We start from the raw sequence: 23,941 nt of genomic DNA, 5'->3' as shown, positions 1-23,941 counted from the left end.
TTGGGGTCGGCGTTACCGTTGGGGTCGGCGTTACCGTTGGGGTCGGCGTTACCGTTGGGGTCGGCGTTACCGTTGGGGTCGGTGTTACCGTTGGGGTCGGCGTCTCCGTTGGCACCGGCGTCTCCGTTGGCACAGGCGTTTCCGTTGGTGGAACAATTGGCAGTGTTGGCAGTGGGAGCGGCATACCAATACCCCCTGCCAGTGGAATCAATCCTGCCAGGCTGGCCAATCCCGAAAGCCCTACGCCACCGCCGCCACCACCGCCGCCACCACCGCCGCCGGCACCACCACCACCACCAGAGTTAATCTGTACCTGGCCGCCTTCAATGATCACACTCTGTTTGCCAATGATTTTGACCACTGACCCCGTCAGTAAAAGCTCTCCACCAGAACCCACGGCTACGGCACCACCACCGAAAAGCGTTATCGCGCCGCCTGCAGTCGCCTGCCATGCCCCGCCTACGCTATTCGCCTGATAGCCACCCACATTGGTTAAATTCGCTCCGCCGATGTTGGTAAGATTCACTGCACCAACATTGGTGATATTAGCTGCGGCGACGGTAGTCGTATTCACAGCCCCAACGGTGGTTAGGTTAGCTCCCCCCGTATTTAGGGTACGCATCCCACCGATGTTGGTTGTATCTGTTGCACCAATGCTGATCGTCCGCGGGCCGCCAATTGTCTCGCTATGGCTCGCCCCGACCTGAAAATTAGAGGTATTGGCGATCATCGTGTTGCTGGCACCTAACACGCTTTTATCGAAGTTGGCCCCCACAACCTCACTGCGGTTACTGCCAACATTCAGTTTCGAATTAACACCGATAATCTGCAGTTCATTATTTTTAGTTAAACGTGACATGTCACGCTCGGCCTGCTCCCAGTACTTTTCCGCCCCAGGTTTATCTTCGAAACGCACGCCGTTGTAATTGGTTTTACCTCCACCAATTGTACGGCTGATTAGGCCGCTTTGCGTCGCATTACTCGGCAGATCCCATGGTGGCAAGGTGACATTGTTATAAAGGCTGCCGATAATCAGCGGACGATCTGGATCGCCGTTAATAAAATCAACGATGACCTCATGCCCGATCCGCGGAATATAGATCCCACCAAAGCTATTACCAGCCCAAGCTTGACTCACGCGTATCCAACAAGAATCCGCCTCGCTGTTTTGACCATAGCGATCCCAAACGAAACGAACTTTTACCCGACCATATTCGTCCGTCCATACCTCTTCACCTGCCGGCCCGACAACAATGGCATTCTGTGGCCCATGAGTGCGCGGTTTTGGGATCGTTTGAGGATGACGATAAATTTTCGTCGTCGGCTGAACGCTGAACTCGCAATGAACGCTAAAACGATCTTCACGCGAAAGCTGATCAACTTCCTGGATTGTCAAACTGCTGGAAATGATCATGTATTCCCGATTTACCTTCGCAACCGGGTAACCTTTCAGCTTAAAGTTGGCACCGCAAACCACACCACGCAGTTCGCCCTGGCCCACCGCTCGTGAGCCAATCGCCCCACGCTCTTCGATGCGGATCCTCGCTAATTGTTCTCCAATACCCGGCAACTCGTAATCGCCCGGCCAGTGATACACCTCCATCTCACTGAAGCTGGTTTTCCGGGGCTTAACGTCCAACGCTAAAATATCCGCGCGCGATTTGGTGAAGTCATAATCGTTAGTGACCCAACGCCCACTGGTTAGCATCTCCTGATGATGGAGTTGGCTGATATATTCTTCGCCTGCTTTCGGCTTTTCGGGAACATATCTGATGACCCGGTAGGCTTCGCTAGAATTGCTTTTGTGCGCCCCAACATGATCGACCAGAATTAGCTTGTGTTTTTGATCTTGATGTTCGAAAAACCAATAAATACCCCATTCTTCCATCAGCCGCTGGATGAACGCAAAATCGCTCTCGCCGTACTGGACCTGAAAATCAAGCTGCGGATAGCTTGCAGCCAATCGTTTCTCAAACGAAAAATGATAATCTGACAGGACATCTTCAATAATCTCAACAACGGTTTTGTTCTGGAAAATTTTGAAGTCGGTGGTTAACTCACTGAGATAGAGCCAGGGACGCAAGACGATTTCAAACATCGCCTGATTAGCATCGCGTCCGATATAACGAGCTTTTTCAACCACGCCGGAAATTTCGCGCTGGCCTTTACCCGTGCCGCGCGCCAAATCCAATCCGTTGCCATCCAGTTCTATCAATACCGTCATTTCCTTGCCGATCAGCGCCTTTAAATCAACGTTAGACGCGGTCTGCCATGGGATCATCGGATTAGCCGGTGTCTTGACAGTTAATGTATAGGTATAAAGCGTTGAAAAAGCTTCCCCGCCTTTTAGTCTCGTTAGTACTAATGCTGGCTCCCCTAATAAAGTGGGCATCGCCGGACTGATTAACCTTATTGTTCGCGACATAGTCATACCTGCTCCCGGGTTAATATCGCAAAGTGCTTTAATCACACTTTAATCATGGATTCATTCGATGATTACTTTCTGAGATTCGATTACTTTTCCATACCTGCTTTGCCTCCACAGCCAGATTGATTCATCATTCTGAATACAACCCGGCCAATTCATCCATGGCATAGCGTCAACTCCATCCTCTCCCAATAATTCCTCATCCGCTTCGCATCGCATCGAGTACAGATTTTCAAGTTGCCGAACCTCTGAACCGCGTAGACCCCTGATTCGGCTTTCAGATGCCAGTAAACGTTGTAGAAAGCGGCACGCCTGACGAACCTCATCACTCTGCAGGTTCCCTGAGGGCCCATTAATTAAGGGCACCAACACTCGGCTTAGCCACAAGGGCAAACCGACCTGCATCTGCAAATGATTTAAGAGCCAACGTTCGCTCACCCGGACATAGAGCATCTCTGGGGGAGTATCTGTCGTGGTTTGAGGCGGCAGAAATGCTCCGACAAAGAAGCTGCGCGCACCTTTCGCGCTGTCCGGTGCCAAAAAGCACCAGGGGTAGCGAACAAGGCTCGAGGACGCCAAGATCGTGGGTTCCATCTGTCGAATGACCGCTTGCAACAACACAGCAATACGCAAAGTGGGACGACGATGCCGACCCAAACACCATGGCTGAGACGATTTATCCGTCAGACAAGCTACGATCACCTTGCGGAACCAACAGGTTTTCAGCATGATTATTGCCCCAATTCACGGTTGTTCGGGCAGCGGAAATCACGCAGAATCTCACCTGGTAGTGCACCCTCAACCGAGAGCCCTGCGATTTCCAGCTCGACATGTTTTTTCCCCTTAACCCATCGCATCAATAGCCGGTTATTGGCGTTTTCGCGTACCGCAACAGCAGCATCTAGCCAATGCAACAGCGCCCAGTCGCCACGCCAGGTGCTATCTGGCAACGCCGCTGCCTGTTCTTCACTCAGGCTCATATTGATCAGGCTGCCGCGTCGAGTTCCAGGCCACGCCAGTTCCTGCATAACCACCGGCCCGTGATAATAATTCAGCCTGTTACCATCAAGGTTGAGAATAAACTCCCGCACCTTGGGCGAAAGATAATGCACAGAGGCCGAGAAATTTAGCGCCATTCTTCGGCCCTCACCTTCGGCGAAAAATAGATTACGGATGCGTTCCACTTTCTCGAAAAAAGCCAGTCCTGTGCTATCGTCGGTTCCCTTGAAACGCCATGGATGACGTGATGTATCGACCTTCTCAGCCAAGTTTTGCTTAAACCAGCTATCCACCACCCCGTCGATGGAAAAAAAACGCTCAAAGTCAGTGACAGATACTTCGCGATCGCTGTCGGCAAAGGGATAGCGGCCTTGCAAACGGCTACGGCAGATCTCACCCGGTCCCTCGACAATTGAGGTAATGCTTTTTGCTACCAATCGTCGCTGGGCTTTTTCAAAAGCACCTGTTAGCAACGGAAACACAATATTCCTGACAGGTTCAGGCCAAGTGCCAGCCAGCGCGCCAATACGTGCAGCCTCTATTCCCAACGGCTGTACACCGGTATCACTAAACGCGCTGTTGTACACCACAAAGCGAGTATATTGATCCTGTAAAAGCGCCAGCAAATTGCTTAATCCGGTACCTTGCTGTTGGATAAAATCCTGATTTTTTGCCCCATCTTGTTGCTCGCCCTGGACAAACTGGCGCAGACTACTGAATCGATTATCAAGATGTTGCCGAATCAACTGCTGTTCACGAAAATCCAGCTTCTGTTGTAATTTTTGCGCCTGCTGAACCAAACGACTCTGGGTTATTTGCCTGTCTATCCCGTCACCACCAGTTGGCTTCACTGCCACCAACGTAGTTTCCCGAACCGCGCGTAAAAGCAAGGCGCGCAATGGTGAATTATCCGCCACAAGGCTCCGCAAAAATGCAATATCCAGCGACGAACTCTGCGTGGTGCCCGCAGGTATCTGGTCGACGGAAACCAATCGCACGCTGCTTAAAAAGCGCTGCCAGTAATCGCCATACTCCTGTAAATACCGCGTCAGGACCGCTTCACGCATAGCTATCGGATTAGCCGATTCACCAGTACGACCCATCACCCAGCGGTCATCGTTTTGCAAAGCGAGTAATGAAAACATTATTTTTTTTTTAACAACCTGCTGCCACCCAGCTTGAGTGTAAAGACCCGGAATACCGTGCTGACGTAACTCTGCGTCTTCAACGGTAAAAATCTGTGGCGCCTCACCACCGACCATGCCACGCAGCGTCAAATTAACGGGGGCCATGTCCGCTATATCGGTTTTCAGGCGTTGCCAGACGCGAGCGCTTTCCGGTTTTTCTGCCAACCGTGCACGCACCTCTTTGATTAGGGCGGCATCCGGAACCTGACTATGCTTTCGCCAATCCGCATGCGAAAACAGCGCATTCAGGTGGGCAACAAAGTTCGCCCGATCCCCGTAAGGACGGATTGCTCCACTTTGCTCCCATGAACTCGTTATCTGCTCTACCAGCCAAGCCGTTTTCATCTCCCCTCCGCCGGTCAGCATCAGATAGCTTTTCAATGCCAGCCAAAGCGCATCATCGTCAGATGCCTGCAGCGCCTGCGTTAGGGCCTGCGTGGCCCTCTTCTCCATTTGTGGCAACAGATAATGCTGTAAAAAGAAGTGGTAAAGTGAGTCGGTTCCGTAAGAGACCACAAAGCCGGTATACAACCCGTAGCGCCAATCCCAGGAAGGTGCAGCGACATCCAACCCTCTGTACTGAGACAAATTCTGCGTTGCGCTTAATAAACTCGGTAGCTGCGCGGCAACAGGTTTATTGGCATAGGTTGTCACCTGCTTATTCAGCACTGCCAATTTAGTTGAGAGTGCATCCAGATATCCCCGGTTCAGCTGATAGCTAGCCAGTAACGCCAGGAAGAGCCACACGGCCGAGCCCCAGGTTGCAAGATGCCCGAAGCTATTTTGCAGACGGGAAGTTGCCTGCCGATGCAGGTTGTAACTCACCAAGTCACGATCTCGGGTGATCACTGCGCGGAAGAGATGTGTCAGGAAATAGTGTTTTCCCCAGATATTATCGCTGAGCGACACATCATCTTGCTTCAAATGCGCCAGCGAAGCTGGGGTTTGCGGTTTATCTTGCAAGATCAGATTACGCCACTTCTGCAACAGCGTACTGTTGTTACGTAACGTCAATTGGCCGGGCTGACAGTTGCTAACAAAATAGACACCACGCAGCGTCGGATAAAACTGTGTTTCATCGTAACGTGAGGCAAAGAAAATGTTTTGCACCACCTCTGTCACACCTTGTGACAACAGGCCAAAATCCTGGGGCAGCGCATACATACGCTTGCGGTCGACAAGGTCATACTCTTTTTGCTGACGCAGATGCATCACGCTACTGAGGCGGTGTTGCAATTGCTCTAGCTCCTGACACAGGTAGCTTTTCAACTCCCCCGCAGCACTCAGCGAATCACCTTCCCACGGGAGCGTTACTCCCCATATCTGCTCTCGTTCATTGGCTGTCAGATTACGGAAATAGGCTTCGAACCCGGTCAATAAATCCAGTTTGGTGATAGTCACATAAACAGGGAAACGCACGCCGAGCTGTTGACGCATTTCATCCAGGCGGCTTCGAATCGTGGCGGCCAACGACAGCCGTTCACCCAGCCCTTTATGCAGAATATCCTCGGCAGAGAGCGTGACAATCACACCGTTAATACCGTAAACCGGTCGATATTTTTTCAGCGCCTGCAACAGGCTCACCCACTCCCGTTTAGCAACACCATCTTCCCCGACATATTTTCCCGCAGTATCAAGAAACAACCCGTCATTGGTGAACAGGCATTCGCAGTGCGCCGTTGGCGGGTTCTCTTTCCCCTGGCGATTGAGCTGTTCGGGCAATGGAAACGACTGACCGGAAGAAAACAGCATCGCCGTTTTCCCCGAGCCCGGCGTCCCCATAACCAGAAACCAAGGTAATTCGCTTCGACGAAAGCCGAAGAAACGCCGCCACAGAGGAACCGTAAGCTGGATACGACGCATATAGCGCATACCATGCTCAATTACCGCGTTGATCGCTTTGCTGTCGATGGGATCCAGCTCGGACGGCGCCTTCTTTTTCACCAAATTATCCAGCAGCCCAGGGTTTATTGACAGCGCGCGCACCAATCGCCACAGCCCATACAACAACGTGACCGACACAATCAGTGCCATCAATACCGCACGCCGCTCCGCACTCTCCAATGGATGCCCTTTGCCAACCAACAAGTACGGCCCCACCACCCAAACTATCGTCAATGCGATAACCGCCAGTGTCAGGAAGAACGGCAATCGGAACCAATAAATCCAAAACAGCACCAACAGAGCAAACATCACCACAATGCGCGCCGGTGTCGCTTCCAACGGTCGGGCTTCACCAAATCCTAGCCAAGGCCCTAAAAACCAACAGGCAGCTGCCAGCAGGCTAAAGCAGGTAATCAACAAGATCCGCTGCCATATATGGCCAGAAAATAAACGATTTAACACTGACATGGCGCTTCCATTAGTAATCAACAAAAATGTCTACACGGCGGTTTTGCGCTCGCCCTTCCGCGGTCTGGTTACTGGCGACAGGATCACTATCGCCCCGGCCTTCGACTCGAATATCTGCTGCCGCAATGCCCGCCTGTTGAAGAAGAGTGGCAACGCTGGCTGCACGTTTTTCTGACAACACCTGATTGTTAGGCAGGCCAGGCTTGTTAATACCCATCGAGTCGCTATGCCCAATCACCCGCACCCGCCCTTTCACACGATGAATCTCTTGAGCAACACGCCTCATAATGGGCAGCATGTCAGGCCGGATGTTCTGTGCCCCCACGAAGAACATCGCATCCCCGTGGAACGTCACCAGAGAGTGGCCTGAGCTCTCATCCACGCTGACCAATTTTTTGGCAATTTCCGCTTTGAGTAATACCTTCAATTGAAGTCGCATAGGTGAAGCAGCAGGTGCGATGGCCAGTTTCTGCATCAACGCCAGATGCGCACTTTGCGGAACCACCAGCAAATATTTGCTGGTGATAAAAGTGCCCGCTACCAGCGCGCCTGCAAAAAGCAGCGATACGCGCACAGGGATCATCATCCAGTGGCGCTTTTTGTTATGGCGTATCGGTAATGCGTTCGGTGACAACTCCGCCGGCGTGCTGTCGCGCGTGCTCTGCAACAGCGTCAGCAGTCGCTGACGGATTTTGGTCAGTTGATGTTCACCGTTTTCAATAATGCTATACCGCCCCTCAAACCCCAACCCAAGGATTTGCAACAAAATTTCCAACACATCAGCGTACTCATGAGGTGTCATGGAGATACGACCGACTAACAGAAAGAATTTGTTCCCCCCGTCATTGTCCCCTTCAAAATGGTTCAGCAAGTTGCTTTGCGACCAACCGTAATCGGCGCCCCACTTCCGCCCATGAGCGGCTTCATCCAGCGCGGTACACAGGCAGTAACGGACAATCGCCATCTTCTTCCAGGAAATATCAACTTCGTCGCACACCACGCTAAACAGCGTGATCTCATTTCTCAGACTCTCTTTAAGCAACCAAACTTGGTCCCTGTCCTCGATCGTTTCCGGCATTTCACTCAATGCACGCAATAATGGCTGAGCAGACTCCAACAACGGCATCGTTGACGCCATTACCTTTGCCACCCGCTGTTGCAAACTCTCGGTACGCAGTTGACTAGTGTCGTAACGCACTCCTTCCGAGCTCTCTCTTCTCTCGGATCCCGGATCTTGTTTCGATTCGGTAAAGGACCCTGGATGGTCAAGCAAAAAGTAGCCCAGAGCCTGTGTGCTAGCGTCGTCGTCGTTTTTAGGGGATAAGGGAGACTCCCCATTCAGGTTCAGTTCGATGCTGTTGGTCATTAGTCTCTAATTCCCCAAAGCTCCATTTTCAGCCCCGGGAAATCCCCCGCGACATGGATAGCAATGGCGCCCACACTGGAAATTTTTTCCCAGAAGGGTCCACTCTTGATTAACTCGAAATAAACATGGCCTGCACTGTAGGGGATCTGCCGCGGTGGCACAGGTAGGGTGTGCAGTTCCAAACCAGGCAGGTGCGAACGTACCAGCTCGTGCAGTTGCTGTGGTGCACTGAGTTTGGCCTGCGCAACATACTGATGTTGCAGTACATCCAGCGGCATTTGTGCGGTTACCGCGAGTACCAGACTAGAGAACGCCAGCAACTCCACCGGCAATACTGTTGCTGACCAAACGCCATTGCCGCGCGGCGACAATGGAATCATCTGCCCTGCCCGCACCAGAATCTGGTTGAGCATCTCGTGCACATCATCCACCAACGGGCGAATAGAGGGGTACAGCCTCGCATGGTCGTAGCCCGGCGCCGGCCGGGGACGACGTGTTTTAATGCGCACAAATGTCGACAATTCCCCGGCGAACGTCGCCAATGATTGATAAAGCATAATCGGTGGCATCTCGGGAATAAGGCGCAAATGGTCTAGCATCGGCTCATATTTATTGAAGATTTGCAGCAACAGATAATCCACGATTTCTGCGCTTGCACTCGCCTTACCATCACTGTTTGACAATCGACTGGCCAGCATCTCAGCACGCATTTTTACCAAACCGTTCAGATGCGTCAGCCATTCGATAAGCAGCGTGTTCGCCGCATACCCAGTGACTGGAGGAATGTAATCATCGGTATGCAACAGCACACTGCCATCTGGCTGTATGGCCCGCACTCGTGCTAGTGGCAACCCGATCCACGATTCTGTCATTTCGGTTTCTGAAACCAGCCGGAACCGCAACATCGCCAGTTGAATAGGTTTTGGCCCTTGGCGGATAGCATTGGTGTCGTTTAATTCGGCTTCTTGCGCATAAAAACGGGCCAATGACCCATAATCAGAGTCGTCAAAGATGGTTTCATCGCTGTTGTCCAACCTCAGCGGCACAGCAAGATAAATCAGCTTGCCTAAATGTTCCGGTGCAATCGTTAGAGGTTCAGGTACAGTGGCATGGCCAGGAATATCGAATGGTGTACCATCGGGTAATACTCCACGTCCCGAGCGCAATACCAGCTTGCCGTAAGATAAAGCTTCATGATCGATTTCATATTGTGAGAAACCCCAATAAAATGGCGTAATAGTTGACGCCCTTTTATGCGCGTAATATTCCAGGTAACGCTCTTGCTGCTGGAAAAGCTGTGGTCGAAGAAAAAGCCCTTCACTCCAAACGACTTTATTAGTTCTCACTTTTTATTCCACTTTTTCAATTGAGGTAGTCAAATATTTCATATGAATATTTGCCTTCGGCTGCCACTCTTTTTGAGTCAGCCATAGTTTTTCGTACCATCGTTCACGTGGATGATTAGGGATCATATAAATCACACGCCATTGTGCCTTGGTAATGTCTCGATATGCCGTTACCACACCTATAGCATTCATTCCATCTTTAATATTTAGTGTTACTTCTCTTTTTTCTCCAGGCGCCAAAATATAACTTTCAACTTTATCAACACTGGAAGAAAAATCCGCACCATCCATATTCTGAAGAGCAAAGTAATCGCTCATGATAAAAATATCGCTCTGCTTTAACTGATAGAGCGTGACTTGTACCGGATTCGGCCTTCCCTTTTCATTGGGGTTTATGTCGTCACTACTTTGCAATGTCAGGAAAATACTTTGCGCTTTTTTTTTTCAGTGTCCTGCTGGTTGCTGCACGCGGCCAATAGCCAAACAATAGGCAGGATGAACACTCGCGGCCACGCACGTGGAAAGCCGTTATTAATCATATTTTTCATTAAAGTTCGTGTCCCTGTCTTCTTTTCCTGATACCTAAACCTGCCGCTCAAAGAGCGGCAGGTCTTTACTAGTGCGACGATCAACCGTGCAGGTTAGCCTTCACATCATAGCTGGCGGAAATCACACCAGACTTATGGCCTTCCGCATTCTGCATGACATAATCCTGCGTCATTTTGGTGAATGAGAAACGTACTTCCTCACGCGGACGGGTTTCGTCCTGGATAGAACCCTCCATCTCAACACGAGTGATGATGACGTCCGTAAATTTAATGATCAAATATTCCAGCGGATCGCCACCTGCTTTACGTACTACAAACTGAATATTTTTAATGTGCTTACCAGACAAGCAGTAATTCAGTAAATTTGGGCTGGCTTTATCGGTGTAGTGCTTGAAGCAAAAGTCAGCAACAGATGCTTTACCGGAACCACCACCTGAACCACTGTGCATGTTGGCATGCTGTGAAACATCCCATCTCCAGGACAAAACCTGAATTTCGTTTTTGTGTGTGGCATCTAAAGACTCCCCGTCGATACCATCAATTTTAATAAACATGTCTTGTGCCATAATATCCTCTCAAAGCACGTTAAATAACTTACCCAAAACGGGCGTTTGGTGTAACCACCTTGGCGATAAAAATTCGCACAAGATTTCTTTTTTCATTTCAAAATGGCTGGGATGAAAAAATTCGAATAATAAAAAAATAAATTAATCTGTGTCAGCTTAAGCAACGTCTTTTAATGACGGCAGTTTCGCAACCATTCGCAAAGAAACTGTTAAACCTTCCAACTGGAAGTGCGGACGCAGGAAGAATTTCGCCTGGTAATACCCAGGATTTCCTTCAACGTCTTCAACAATAACTTCCGCTGCTGCCAAGGGACGACGCGCTTTAGTTTCTACCGAAGAGTTCGCTGGGTCACCATCGACGTAATTCATTACCCAGTCATTCAACCAGCGCTGCATTTCATCACGCTCTTTAAATGTGCCGATTTTATCGCGCACTATGCACTTCAAATAGTGAGCAAAACGTGAACAGGCGAATAAATACGGCAACCGTGCTGATAGATTGGCGTTAGCGGTAGCATCTGCATCGTAGTATTCGGCCGGTTTTTGCAGCGACTGTGCGCCAATAAAGGCAGCATAGTCAGTGTTTTTACGATGCACCAACGGGATAAAACCGTTCTTCGCCAGTTCAGCTTCACGACGGTCGGAAATAGCGATTTCCGTCGGACATTTTATGTCCACGCCACCGTCATCGGTAGGGAAGGTATGACAAGGCAAACCTTCCACCACACCACCACTCTCAACGCCACGGATCAGCGTACACCAGCCATGTTCTTTGAATGAACGGTTGATGTTGACCGCCATGGCATAAGCGGCGTTTGCCCAAACATATTTACCGTGATCGGCCCCATCGGTGGTTTCTTCAAAATGAAAAGCATCCACGGGATTAGTGCGAATACCGTAGGGCAGACGCGCGAGGAAACGTGGCATAGCCAAACCAATATAACGTGAGTCTTCAGACTGACGCAGGGAGTTCCAGGCAGCGTACTCCAGGTTCTGGGTGAAGATTTTTGTCAGGTCACGAGGGTTGGATAGCTCCTGCCAAGAGTCCATCTGCAAGACGTTCGGCGAAGCGCCGGCGATAAATGGCACATGAGCAGAGGCCGCAACCTTACCGATTGAGGCCAAAAGATCGACATCCGGCGCTGTGTGATCGAAGAAGTAATCCGCCACCAGGCAGCCATAGGGTTCCCCCCCCAACTGACCATACTCTTCCTCATACACTTTTTTAAACAGTGGGCTTTGATCCCAAGCCACACCTTTATAGCGCTTTATGCTGCGTCGTAACTCTTCTTTGGAGATGTCCATAAAGCGCAATTTCAGCTTCTCATCGGTTTCAGTGCTATAAACCAGATGATGCAAGCCGCGCCAAGCACTCTCCAGTGCCTGAAATTCGCTGTGATGCAGAATCAAGTTAATCTGCTCACTCAGCTTGCGATCTATCTCGGCAATAATTGAAGCAATGCTTTTATAGGCATCGTCAGTTACCGTAGCGCTATTAGCCAATGCCTGCTCGGCCAAGGTTTTTACTGCCCCTTCTACCGCCGCTTTGGTTTGCTCTGATTTCGCTTTGAATTCTTTAGTCAGTAACGAATTAAAATCATCGAAGCGCGATGTAGTGGCGGCCGCTTTTTGATTTACTGATGTTTGTGATGTTGACATAATTCCCCCTTACTTAATCTTCCTGTTGCACGTCAGCAACAGCACGCGGTGGTTTAGGCTCAGATGCCAAGGCTTTCAATAAAGAATTATCCTGCAATAAAGACATAACCAACTCTTCAGCCCCTGCCTTTCCATCCATATAGGTTTGCAGATTTGCCAGCTGTGTACGTGCATCTAATAGCTGTGATAACGAATCCACTTTTTTAGCTATAGCATCAGGGGCAAAGTCACTCATACTTTCGAATGTCATATCCACCATTAATTGCCCTTCGCCCGTTAACGTATTCGGTACTGCAAAAGCTACACGCGGACGCATTGCTTTCATGCGTTCGTCAAAGTTATCGATATCAATCTCCAGGAAATGACGATCGACAACCGACGGCAGAGGTTCTATCGGTTTACCGGACAAATCGGCTAGCACTCCCATAACAAAAGGCAGTTCAACCTTTTTTTCTGCCCCGTAAATTTCCACATCATATTCAATCTGTACCCGAGGAGCCCTATTTCGAGCAATAAATTTTTGAGCACTATTTTTACTGACCATAATATTCCTTCACCATGTTATTTTATCGACCATAACCAATGTCGATTCAGATAAAAAATTCAAACAACGGATAACAGCCAAACAATTAATTATAAACCAACTCTATACCGGCCAAGGTATTAACCAAGCCGGGGGTTACACGGCCCGAACCATTGGCATAATAATTAGCCACGTAATAGTGCACGACATCATCGCCTGCAGGCGGGATGGTATATTGCTGAAAGCTATTAATGTCATCGATACGTATTTGTATACTCGTTTCATTGCGCAAACGTACCTGTACAGCTTGACTCATCCCACTGCCGGCACTGTTAACTAAATTCCCGGTATTACTGTCTACCGCCGCCCCTACCGAAACAAAATGCAGGTTCACTTTTTTCCCGGCAGGGCAAGCTTTGAGTGAGATTTGAAATTGTCGGCTTCCCGCTTCATCCCCATCTTTTTGTAATAATCTTGTGGCAATTTTCGGCAACAGCACACTATTTTCGTTGCCTCCTCCGTCAATACTGATTTCACAGGTGTTTTCCAGATACACTCCTGTAAACTTCACCGGTATATGACAATCGGTACTGTTTATACATTTCTCAGCGACGGCGGGTGCAGTGAATACCAACGATAGCCACAGCAAATTGCACGCCCTCCTCCACGCTAATTGCCAATGGGTGAACATGTCACCTCCAATCGTGTTATCTGCGTGTCTTGCACCGGTACGGTGGCCGCCGTCGGTACGCAACGCAGTTTCTGCTCTCCTACATCTGCGTACAGCGGCTGTTTATCCGCTTGCCAGCCGCGAAAAAATGCCTGCCCGCCCTGGCCAACAACCCCCTGACTGCTGCCATCCTCGCTCAGAAGATCGCTGCCAATCGGCAGAAACTCATTTCGCATATCACGTAATATCAACACCATAGGTTTACCAGTGATCGTTCGCATCTCGATGCCAATCGCTGCTCCCTGGCGAGGAATTACTGTCTTCTCGTTTTCCAAGACGTCAACCGTATCCGGCAGACCCCGAGCATCCAGCGATACCTGATTCTCGCGGTACGGCGTGAGCGAAGGCATAATGGCGTAGCCATTGCTATCGACCTTACCGCCGTAACCGTTGAGTATTCGTGCACCTTTCGCGCCTTGGGCACCAATAATCGCAAAGGGCGAATCGCCAATTGTCGGCCCGGCAGTAACGCCGCCAGCGTGCCCGACAACGCTGCCCGATGCAGAAACTGAGAGTTGCTGCGCGTTGTGATTATTGGCCGATACCGTGGCACCAAACTGTCCGGCTCCCGACTGATAATTAACGTTACCGGTCAACGTTCGATCGCGTTGGCCCCCCTCGAAATTACCCGCAGTGCCGCCAATGCCATATGTCAGCTCGTTCTGCTCACCCTGGCTGCCATTAGCCAACGTTTGGAACTGCGTATTACCGTGATTAGAATGACTCACCGAGCTATTAAGAGAACTGAAAGACGGTTTATGGTTCGCCGTTTGTCCACCTAGCGGCACGTTGAATGACAGCAACAGACTGTTTTCATCACGCCCCCCCTCATTTTTCGTCCGCATTGCGGTAAGCCCATAGCTGAACTTCGGTAACGAGTGATTGAACGTTACCGAGTACTGGCGTGAATCATCACGATCGCCCCAGTAAGTGTACAAACTCCCGCTGAAATAGAGCGACATGCTATCTTTAAGCCGCTGCGAAACTGTCGCGGTAAAACGGTGCCGAGTTCTAAAATCTGAACGGTAGCGCTCGTCTTGTCTAACCTGGCGTGCCTGACTCGCTTCGCGAAAGGTATAAAATCGACTTGAAGAGAATCGATACGCAGCCAGCGTAAGGTTGGTATCGGTACTATCCAGATACTTGCTAAAATTCACCTGATAACTGTTACCGGAAACCTGTTCTGCGTCCCTCAACTCACTCTGTGCATGGGTAGCATCGAATGATATGCCGCCCAGCATCGTGTTGATGGCATTCCCCGCGGCTAACGCGCGATATTTTTCTCCAACCATTGCGCCGCCGTACCATGTCCACGAGTTGAACAAACCATAGCGATACGTACCCTGCAGGATTGCCGGGTGCCCTTTCACCGCTTCATCCTTTAACTGGCCAACCGACACCGAAAAGTTTGATATCCCCTCATGCAATAACAACGGGGGGGCCGCAAACGGAATATTTTGACGTCTCTGACGCCCATCGGCTTCGGTGACCACTAGCAAGAGATCTCCGCCATAACCCATGGTGCCTATATCGCTTAACTCAAAAGGACCAGGGGGAACTACCGTCTCGTAAATAGTTAATCCACGTTGCATCACCATCACCTTGGCATTAGTTTCAGCAATTCCTCGTAATATCGGCGTATACACCCGAAGCGAGTCGGGCAACATGCGATCATCTGATTGCAGAACAACACCGCGTATGCCGTAACTGTCGAACAAATCGCCTTTGGTGTTGGTTTCTCCCAGCAATAGCTCAGCTTTCAGCCTGGTCACGGCATGCGCTGCGTAACCATGCAAACTTTGCGTTTTTGGCGAGCTCCCCGTATTCCAACTGCTGCTGATACGTTTACGCAGGCGCCATCCCCCGTGGTTAAAACCCGCTGACAAACTCATGTTTCCGTTGTATTGATTGCCACGCCCTTGCCTGTCACGCGCCCTTTGGAACAGGGAATAAACGTTACCGCTATAATCCAAAAAACCTACCGTTTCACCCGCCTGCCACAGGCTGGGATCGATATACCCACGCGGCAAAACAACCAGGTTTAACTGAGGTACCTGTATGCTCAGTTCAAAATCACCACTGTTAAAATGACTGCTGCTTTGTGCTATCCATTCTTCAATTAACGCGCAATCTGCTATCGTTTCGCCGTTCTTGGTTGCACGGAGCCCAACTCGCCTAACCTGGTCACTGGTCAAGCAGGCCTCGGCACTGGACTGATTGGGTGGAATAACAAAACGCACCCTTTCTTTGCCACGTAACTCACCGTTGACCCAAATTTTGACGTCATAGGTTCCCGGTGATACCGGATTACTGTCACTAAAACGCGAAACATCAATGCCGTTACCGTGAATAAAATTCGGATTGTAATCAACATTAACCGGCTCAACTTCCCTTGCTACTACGGGCTTCGCCCAGCCACAGTGACAGGTCAAAAAAGTACCAACAAGAATAACTGTCCCAGGCGATAGCTTTTTGCAGCGCTTAATGTTTTCTTGCTGATTATTTTTGTATATACCTGCCACTAAAAAACTCCATTTAAAAAATCAATTAAATTCGCTGATATGTAAAAATTCAGTTCTTCGAGTTTTTATTACTTGGCAGTTCGGGCTAATTCATTACACGTGATTTATTTTTAACCCATTCAACCCTAGTGTTAACTGGAGCGCCGTAATCATTTAAAAGACGATATTCCAATTCTGATATTCTTGTGCCTTCACCCAATTTATTTTCGGGGAAAAATATACGCGAGCCATTTGGCGAAACCATATCTACACTTAACGCAATTTTCCGTCCCTGACTAATGATGCTTGCCGAATCAAAAGAAAAATAATAAGGCGTCCTGTTGGTCACTTTTATACCTACACCACGCTGATTGTCATTGACCACATCCCATTGCAACTTATTTTTTTCTAATTCCGAATTGCTTTTCTCTAATTTTACAGGACGATAGAAGATTTTTATTCTGGTCCGGAAAGCTAATTCAAGCTTTTGATCAGAACTGCTGCTTTTACTTTTTGGCGGGATCTCTAATAAGTTGAACCAAAATACTGACTCCCGATCCTGTGGCAGCGTCATGCCATTGTAAATCATCCGAACACTCTGACCCTTGCTCGGTTCTACCCGATAAACTGGCGGTGTCACGATAAAAGGGATTTTAGCGCTATTCAAATCAGCATTGGTTTGACCTTCGTCAACCCAGACTTGAACCAACGCGGGTAAACTACCTTTATTAATCGTACGAACATTCACTTCCTTTTCCGAGGCAGGGAAAATTATGCGTGTACCGCTAATCGTCATCGAGGAAAAGGCTGAGTGTACAGCTGACATATACGCAACGATAAATAAAATTAATTTCAACATACTTACAAACCCTGTTAATTCCCCTGACGTATTACGCCGATATTTCTACCCGCAATAGTCTGTGGTTAGTAAGGTAACCCCCAATAATGCGGGTTACCTTATTTAGCGTTTACGAGCGATTAAGGATAAGCAAGAACGTATTGGACCTGCGCAGTGACCTTACCTGCGGTGGTCGCAGCGGTAGAATAGTACCCCCCTGAGTACACCATTTTTGCCGTGTTATTGACGATGTCAAATGGGTGACCAGTGCTCCCGACCGGAATCTGAGAGTTGTCATCACTGTTGTACAGACGAACCTGCACATTAGTTGCCGGAGATTCTGAAGCTCTTACGGTGTTTGTAAGGTTACCTGTAGCAGGATCGAAGCCAGTGTTGGAAATAGCTTCAAAGTGGGCAGCCACTTTGGTTACGCCCGTCGGGCACTTCTCGACTTCAATATTGAACGTTTTTGAGCCGGCTTCTTGCCCGCCGGCGGCCAGGCGCTGAATAGCGACCTTCGGCAGGGTAACAGTAATATCCTCGCTACCTGCTTTAATGCTGCACGTTTCAGCAACCAACTCACCATTAAATGTGACTTTACCGTCTGTGCTGGCATTCGCTGTTGCACAAAAAGTTAATGCCACTGCACAGATTCCAAATTTAAATTTACGCATTTATACTATCCTTAATAATAGTGAAACAATCCATTTTTAACGATATATCACTTCTCTACTTTACTCTTTTCGCCTATTACTCTTCCTTTCGTAAAATTACCGTAAAATTTTCTTCAGCATAATCAAGCTCCAATGCGCAACCTGTTAATGTGTCTAATTGTTGTAAGATCGCCTTACTAAGCAATGGCATAATATTTTGTTCAATATAACGAATGAGAAGTCTTGCGCCGGTTTCAGCTACCGGGCATTGCGCCACCACATGTTCCACGGCAGCCAGGCTATAACGAAATGCCACCTGATGTTGGCTTTGCAGGCGCTCTTGAATACGTTCCAGATGTAAGCTGACTATCTGATTCAGGGTCTTGGTTTTCAGCGGCACATAAGGTACCACGGTCACCCTGCCCAGAAACGCCGCAGGAAACACCTTGAGCAGTTCGGGTTGTAGCATTTTTACCAAGCCGGCACTTTCCGGCGCGGTCTCTTCATCGGCGCACAGTTGGCTGATTAAGTCACCGCCAGTATTACTGGTCAGTAACAAAATGGTATTTTTAAAATCGATCAGCCGCCCTTCACCATCTTCCATTTGCCCTTTATCAAATACCTGATAAAAAAGCTCATGAACGTCGGGATGAGCCTTTTCGACTTCATCTAACAGCACAACGCTGTATGGCTTTCGACGTACTGCCTCGGTTAAAACCCCCCCCTCCCCGTAGCCGACATAACCGGGTGGCGATCCCTTCAACGAGGATAAGGTATGGGGTTCCTGATACTCGCTCATGTTTATAGTAATCAGGTTTTGCTCACCGCCGTACATGCTCTGCGCAATCGCCAATGCAGTTTCGGTTTTGCCGACCCCCGAGGGCCCTACTAAAATGAACACTCCCAGCGGTTTACGCGGGTCAGCAAGCCCGGCCCGCGCGGTCATGATACTTTCGCTCAGTTGTTCTAGTGCTGACTCCTGACCAATTACACGCTCGTTCAAGCGCTGTGGAAGTTCCATAACCGCGCGCAGCTCATCTTTCAACATTTGACCGACAGGTATTCCAGTCCAGTCGCCAACAATACCGGCGATCACTTCCGCGTTGACTTCCGCCTGAATCAACAAGCGATCCACGCGTAACTCATCGAGTTGCTGCTCTTGCATAGCCAATTGTTGACGCAGCTGAGTGATCTCAGCGTCTTGTACTTCACTGTCGACCTGTTCAACTATTTGCCTGCGTAGCCCCACAATTGTTTCAACGGAAACTCGTTCAGCCTGCCAACGCTGGGTCAGGACCTCACTCTCTTCGTCGGCTTGTGCGATTTCCGCCTGCAATTCAGCAGTACGTTCAGCCTGCTCTTTACCTAAATGATGCGCTTTTTCCAGTAATCTCAGCTCACTTTGTGCACTTTCGCGTTGCCAGTTCAGTTTTTGCAATACTGCTGGTTGCGCGAACTGCGCCACTGCGATGCGTGCGCACGCGGTATCGAGCAGGCTGATCGCCTTGTCAGGAAGCTGACGTGCCGGAATATAACGGTGCGACAGGCGTACCGCGGCCTGTACTGCCTCATCCATAATCCATACACCGTGATGTTTCTCCAATGAAGACACCAAACCACGCAGCATCGCTACTGCTGATGCCTCATCCGGCTCTCCGATATGTAACACCTGAAAACGTCGAGTGAGCGCGGGATCTTTTTCGATATGCCGCTTGAATTCACCCCAGGTCGTCGCCCCAATCGTCCGCAACTGTCCCCGCGCCAGCGCAGGTTTTAGCAGGTTGGCTGCATCTCCGGTACCGGCATTACCGCCTGCTCCCACCAGCGTGTGCACTTCATCAATAAACAAAATAACTGGTTTTTCAGATGACATTGCTTCATCAAGCACGGCTTTTAGCCGCGCTTCAAATTCGCCTTTCATGCTGGCACCGGCAGAAAGCGCCACGACATCCAAGCTCAAGAGACGAACCTGGCTGAGCGCCGGCGGGACTTCACCTGACACAATTGCCAGAGCCAAACCTTCCACCACCGCCGTTTTACCTACCCCGGCCTCACCGGTTAATAGCGGATTGTTCTGCCGACGGCGCAGCAGAATATCCGTCATGGTAGTGATTTCCTGACTTCGTCCCACTACCGGATCTATTTTTCCTTCGCGCGCCAGCGCCGTCAGATCCGTGGTGTATTGCGCAAGCAACGCGTTTGTTTTACCGGTGAGGGCTCCGCTCGCTTCACCCGGCAACTCTCCGGTATAATACGACGTGCCGTCTGCCGCAGACTCATCTGCTTCCGGCGAGCCGCGAGTGATGAAGTTTAGTTCGTTACTTAAAACCTCTAACGCAACCTTATCCAAACCTGGAGCCATAGATAACACCGCATGACGCAGTTCCATATTAGCCAACACAGCCAACAACAGATGACCGCTGCGAATACGAGAATCCAGGCACTCCAGACTGGCACAAATCCACGCACGCTCTATCGCCAGCTCGATATGGTAGGAGAAGTCAGCTATTGCCACGGCCCCCGTAGGTAAACGCGACATCGCCTGACTAATACCTCGCTCCAGCGTTTCAGCATCAATATTGAAATAGCGGATAATGTGTTTGAAATCGTTATCTTCATGATGCCAAAGTTGATTAAACCAGTGCACTAACTCAACATAAGGATTACCACGGAGTTTGCACAATGTAGTGGCACTCTCAATTGCCTTAAACAATGTTTTATCAAGTTTGCCGAACAAGTTTTTTCTAATAACAGCCATATTATGATCCTTATAATTCTGGCGATACTTCTAATCATTTGAATTTGATGCTTAATACTGGCTTTTAGGTTCTTTCATCGCCAGAGTCATCATTCATTTCATTATTCCTGCTTTCAGGCTTATCTTTATGTTCATAATCCTAAATGCCCTCACAGATTTCACCTCCGCTACTAGCACCCCGCACTTTCAACTTATCTATACTTACATCGAAAATACTTTTCCAGGTACCGATACTGTCAAACCTGATAACTCATGAATTTTTCTAAAAGATATCTTATCGGTTAAAATTTAAAAATAGGAAGATAAAAAATAAGAACTACACTTCATAAAAATCCTAAAAAAAAAGAAAAAAACCCATTAGCATTGTGCGATTCTAGCTTTTAAAATATAAAAGGTTTTGAAATCATATTTTATAGAAGTGGCGCGATGTAATTTATTGTAAAGAAAGTATATTACGGTTCTACCCCTTATGATTCAGACAGGTGTCACAGCGGCAATGGAAATTATAACGCACTGATATTTAAAGTAATATTTAATAGGTGGCAATTTTCGGTTAATTTTAATGTTAGGGCAACCACGTGAACCAAAGTTTTCTTGACAGTTATAACAAAGAGCTGACTTTCATGCGTGAAATGGCACGCGAGTTCGCTGAAAAACATCCGAAGATCGCAGGGCGACTCGGGATGCGTGGTATTGAAATTGCCGACCCTTTTGTTGAGCGTCTGATAGAATCATTCAGTTTCATGTCCGCCCGCACCCAACTGAAACTGGATGCCGAATTCCCCCTGTTTACACGGCGGTTGTTAGATATTATTTATCCCAATTATACCGCACCCACACCGTCAATGGGTGTTATCCAGTTGATGCCAAATTTGAAAGAGGGTGATTTAAAACAAGGTTATTGCGTGCCGAGAAACAGTGCATTCTTTACCCATATCGCTCCTGGTGAAATCACTCGCTGTGAATTTCGCAGCGGCCAAGATGTAAAGTTATGGCCATTGGAAATTAGCGATGCGCGCCTGACCTCTCTACCACCGGACATGCCTAATTTGGATCGGCATCACCTCAACACCTCGCGCCTTAAAAGTGCGTTGCGTATTAAACTGACCCTACCACCCGACATCACTTTTGCTCAGTTGGAAGGGCTTGATCGCCTGCCTATATATATTGACGGCGACGAGCGAATTGTATCGCATATTTTTGAGTTGATTCACGCAAGTCATGTCGCGACGATTGTGCGCGCCGGCAGCGGGGAGCACACTCTAGACACCATTATCAGCAGATCGCCGCTGGCCTTTGAGGGGCTCTCCCCCGATCAAAGTCTGCTACCGATGGCCTGGAATATTTTTCACGGACACAATCTGATACAAGAATATTTTTCCTGCCGTCAGCGCTTCTATTTTTTCACCCTAACCCAGCTCGCTGCAGGTCTGAAAAATAACGTAACTAATAAAGCGGAAATTATTATTCTGCTCGACAGGCAGGCGTCGGAGCTGACGGAACATATTTCCGAATCTCGTTTCCTGCTGTATTGCACCCCCGTGATCAACCTCTTTCCCCGCCGCATGGATAAGTTGGAGATCAACCACGAGCTGAACGAGTTCCATGTAGTGCCAGACCGGAGCCGGCCGCTAGATTTCGAGGTTTATACCATCAGTAAGGTTTTCGGTCAGCAAGCCGAAACCAGTAAAGATGTGATCTTCAATCCACTTTACCAAACACGCCACTCTGACCGTGGCAATTTTGGCCGCTACTTCTCTACCACACGTAAGCCGCGCCATAATAACGATAACACACGTAAATATGACACCCGTACGGCCTATGCCAGTACAGAAGTCTTTGTGTCGCTGGTTGACCAACAAGATGCCCCCTGGAGTGATAACATTCGCTATCTTTCGATTGATGCGCTCGTCACCAATCGCGATTTACCGCGCCTTATTGCTGCCAGTGGAAATTTTTCTTTAACAATGTCTGACTCGGCGCCAGTACACAGTGCGCGCTTTGTTTTTCAACCCAGCGCACCGCGTCCACCTTTTGCCAACGGTGAGTCAGCATGGCGTCTGATCCGCCAACTCAGTTTTAATTATTTACCACTGTCTGATATGCCTCACAACAAAGGGGGTGAGTCGTTACGCAATATGCTGGGGCTGTTTGTCAGCGATTTCGACAGCGAGTCTAACACCCAGATCAATGCGCTAGTCGGTTGTCAGACCGAACCGGTTATCCGTCGCCTGCCGGACAATGGCTTGCTGGTATATGGTCGTGGTGTGCGCTGTATCCTGACCGTGGATGAAGAGGGTTTTTCCGGTATCAGCCCCTACCTGTTCGGCATGATGATGGAAAACTATCTGGCACGGCACGCCGCGATAAATGTTTTTACGGAAACCGAACTTCACTCTATGCAGCGCGGCCGCGTCGGGCAATGGCGAGCCCGCCCAGGGCGACGAGGAGTACTCTGATGCCACAAAGCTTACCCGAGAACATGCCTTGGCAGGGAGGGGAACGCCCGAATGATACCGCCGCTTATAAAATCGGCTTTGTCATCACATTACGCCGGATCGCGGCTCGCGCACCTGACTTACCCAACGTGGGTAGCGCCAGGCTACCTTCGCAAGAGAACTTTCGGCTCGGACAGTCAGCGCATATGGCCTTTGCCCCGCGTGAAATGGCGAAAATAAGTCAGCAAGGGGACAAAACTCATCTGGAGCTGTTTAGCCTTGGCATCTGGGGCCCGCAGGGTGCAATGCCGCTGCATCTGACAGAACTGGCCTACACCCGTGCAGAATCGCACGACAGCACGCTAAATGATTTCGTAAACCTATTTCACCATCGCGCCCTTGCACAATTCTGGCGTGCCTGGTTTGTTTCGCAGGATACCGCCTCACTCGATCGCCCGGACGAGGAACGATTTTCGTTCTATGTCGGCAGTCTGATAGGTATGGAACCCAGAGAACTGGTACAAAGCGAGTTGCCGCTGCATCCCCGACTGGCCTCCTCCGCTCATCTGATCCGTGAAGCACGAAATCCTGAAGGGCTGGTTGGTGCACTGCATTATTACTTTGATGTCCCGGTCCAGATCCAGGAATACACCGGTAAGTGGATAACCTTGGATCCCGACGATCAGACGCAACTGGGCAACACGGTTGGAGCCTTTTTGCTGGGTGAAGGTGCCATCCTCGGAAATATGGTGCTGGATCGCCAACACAACTTTCAGTTGGTCTTCGGTCCTCTCAGCCTCAAACAGTACCTGAGATTTAGTCCATGGGGGCAGGATTTGCCCGTGCTACGTGAGTGGGTGCGCAATTTTGTCGGCTTTGAATATGCTTGGGAGGTCAGTTTGGTACTGGCTGCAGATGAAGTGCCTTACGCCGTTTTGGGGGATACCCATCAGTTGGGTTACACCAGCTGGCTAACACGAAGTGATGTAAGCGCACCGCTGGCAGGCATGAGTTTTGATCCAGAAACGCACGTTAACTAATCGCCTCAC

Annotated in this window: 16 protein-coding genes; 2 read left to right on the top strand and 14 right to left on the bottom strand. The window is 49.4% G+C overall.

Annotated elements, in window-relative coordinates:
- The 14 genes from ACUTQ5_RS19455 to tssH all read right to left on the bottom strand — a co-directional run.
- Nucleotides 1-2,425 (bottom strand): type VI secretion system Vgr family protein (locus ACUTQ5_RS19455; protein WP_445652583.1); only part of this gene is annotated, 2,425 nt, incomplete at its 3' end.
- Nucleotides 2,426-2,485: 60 nt separating this feature from the next.
- Nucleotides 2,486-3,157, bottom strand: coding sequence for a hypothetical protein (locus tag ACUTQ5_RS19450; RefSeq protein WP_445652577.1), 672 nt, complete (start codon nucleotides 3,155-3,157; stop codon nucleotides 2,486-2,488).
- A gap of 2 nt (nucleotides 3,158-3,159) precedes the next feature.
- The gene (gene tssM / locus ACUTQ5_RS19445) at nucleotides 3,160-6,966 is read right to left on the bottom strand and encodes a type VI secretion system membrane subunit TssM (RefSeq protein ID WP_445652582.1); all 3,807 of its coding nucleotides are present in this window, start codon (nucleotides 6,964-6,966) and stop codon (nucleotides 3,160-3,162) included.
- A 10-nt stretch (nucleotides 6,967-6,976) separates the two neighbouring features.
- On the bottom strand, nucleotides 6,977-8,332 hold the full coding sequence (gene tssL / locus ACUTQ5_RS19440; protein ID WP_445652576.1) for a type VI secretion system protein TssL, long form: 1,356 nt from the start codon (nucleotides 8,330-8,332) through the stop codon (nucleotides 6,977-6,979).
- Complete coding sequence (tssK, locus tag ACUTQ5_RS19435; RefSeq protein ID WP_445652575.1) at nucleotides 8,332-9,678, bottom strand: type VI secretion system baseplate subunit TssK; 1,347 nt, start codon at nucleotides 9,676-9,678, stop codon at nucleotides 8,332-8,334. The genes tssL and tssK overlap by 1 nt, the downstream gene beginning before the upstream one ends.
- A 3-nt stretch (nucleotides 9,679-9,681) precedes the next feature.
- On the bottom strand, nucleotides 9,682-10,104 hold the full coding sequence (gene tssJ, locus ACUTQ5_RS19430) for a type VI secretion system lipoprotein TssJ (protein ID WP_445652581.1): 423 nt from the start codon (nucleotides 10,102-10,104) through the stop codon (nucleotides 9,682-9,684).
- Nucleotides 10,105-10,306: 202 nt separating this feature from the next.
- On the bottom strand, nucleotides 10,307-10,792 hold the full coding sequence (locus ACUTQ5_RS19425; RefSeq protein ID WP_445652574.1) for an Hcp family type VI secretion system effector: 486 nt from the start codon (nucleotides 10,790-10,792) through the stop codon (nucleotides 10,307-10,309).
- Nucleotides 10,793-10,948: 156 nt separating this feature from the next.
- Nucleotides 10,949-12,451 carry a type VI secretion system contractile sheath large subunit gene (tssC, locus tag ACUTQ5_RS19420; RefSeq protein WP_445652573.1) on the bottom strand — a complete coding sequence of 501 codons (1,503 nt, stop codon included), beginning with the start codon at nucleotides 12,449-12,451 and terminating at the stop codon, nucleotides 10,949-10,951.
- Between the two features lie 13 nt (nucleotides 12,452-12,464).
- The gene (gene tssB / locus ACUTQ5_RS19415; RefSeq protein WP_445652572.1) at nucleotides 12,465-12,995 is read right to left on the bottom strand and encodes a type VI secretion system contractile sheath small subunit; all 531 of its coding nucleotides are present in this window, start codon (nucleotides 12,993-12,995) and stop codon (nucleotides 12,465-12,467) included.
- Between the two features lie 85 nt (nucleotides 12,996-13,080).
- Complete coding sequence (locus tag ACUTQ5_RS19410) at nucleotides 13,081-13,665, bottom strand: fimbrial protein (protein WP_445652571.1); 585 nt, start codon at nucleotides 13,663-13,665, stop codon at nucleotides 13,081-13,083.
- On the bottom strand, nucleotides 13,644-16,226 hold the full coding sequence (locus tag ACUTQ5_RS19405) for a fimbria/pilus outer membrane usher protein (RefSeq protein ID WP_445652570.1): 2,583 nt from the start codon (nucleotides 16,224-16,226) through the stop codon (nucleotides 13,644-13,646). The genes ACUTQ5_RS19410 and ACUTQ5_RS19405 overlap by 22 nt, the downstream gene beginning before the upstream one ends.
- A gap of 85 nt (nucleotides 16,227-16,311) precedes the next feature.
- Nucleotides 16,312-17,064 carry a fimbrial biogenesis chaperone gene (locus ACUTQ5_RS19400; RefSeq protein WP_445652569.1) on the bottom strand — a complete coding sequence of 251 codons (753 nt, stop codon included), beginning with the start codon at nucleotides 17,062-17,064 and terminating at the stop codon, nucleotides 16,312-16,314.
- A gap of 119 nt (nucleotides 17,065-17,183) precedes the next feature.
- Nucleotides 17,184-17,717 (bottom strand): fimbrial protein, encoded by a 534-nt coding sequence (locus tag ACUTQ5_RS19395; RefSeq protein WP_445652568.1) that lies wholly within the window; start codon nucleotides 17,715-17,717, stop codon nucleotides 17,184-17,186.
- A 76-nt stretch (nucleotides 17,718-17,793) separates the two neighbouring features.
- The gene (gene tssH / locus ACUTQ5_RS19390; protein ID WP_445652567.1) at nucleotides 17,794-20,454 is read right to left on the bottom strand and encodes a type VI secretion system ATPase TssH; all 2,661 of its coding nucleotides are present in this window, start codon (nucleotides 20,452-20,454) and stop codon (nucleotides 17,794-17,796) included.
- Between the two features lie 578 nt (nucleotides 20,455-21,032).
- On the opposite strand from tssH, the gene tssF reads away from it, so the two are divergent.
- Complete coding sequence (tssF, locus tag ACUTQ5_RS19385) at nucleotides 21,033-22,913, top strand: type VI secretion system baseplate subunit TssF (protein ID WP_445652566.1); 1,881 nt, start codon at nucleotides 21,033-21,035, stop codon at nucleotides 22,911-22,913.
- The gene (gene tssG, locus ACUTQ5_RS19380; RefSeq protein WP_445652565.1) at nucleotides 22,913-23,932 is read left to right on the top strand and encodes a type VI secretion system baseplate subunit TssG; all 1,020 of its coding nucleotides are present in this window, start codon (nucleotides 22,913-22,915) and stop codon (nucleotides 23,930-23,932) included. The genes tssF and tssG overlap by 1 nt, the downstream gene beginning before the upstream one ends.
- Nucleotides 23,933-23,941 lie beyond the last annotated feature (9 nt).

The sequence above is a fragment of the Serratia sp. NA_112.1 genome, assembly GCF_052691715.1.
Note: the sequence above shows the minus strand (reverse complement) of the source record. Positions and strands in the feature narration are given on the sequence as shown.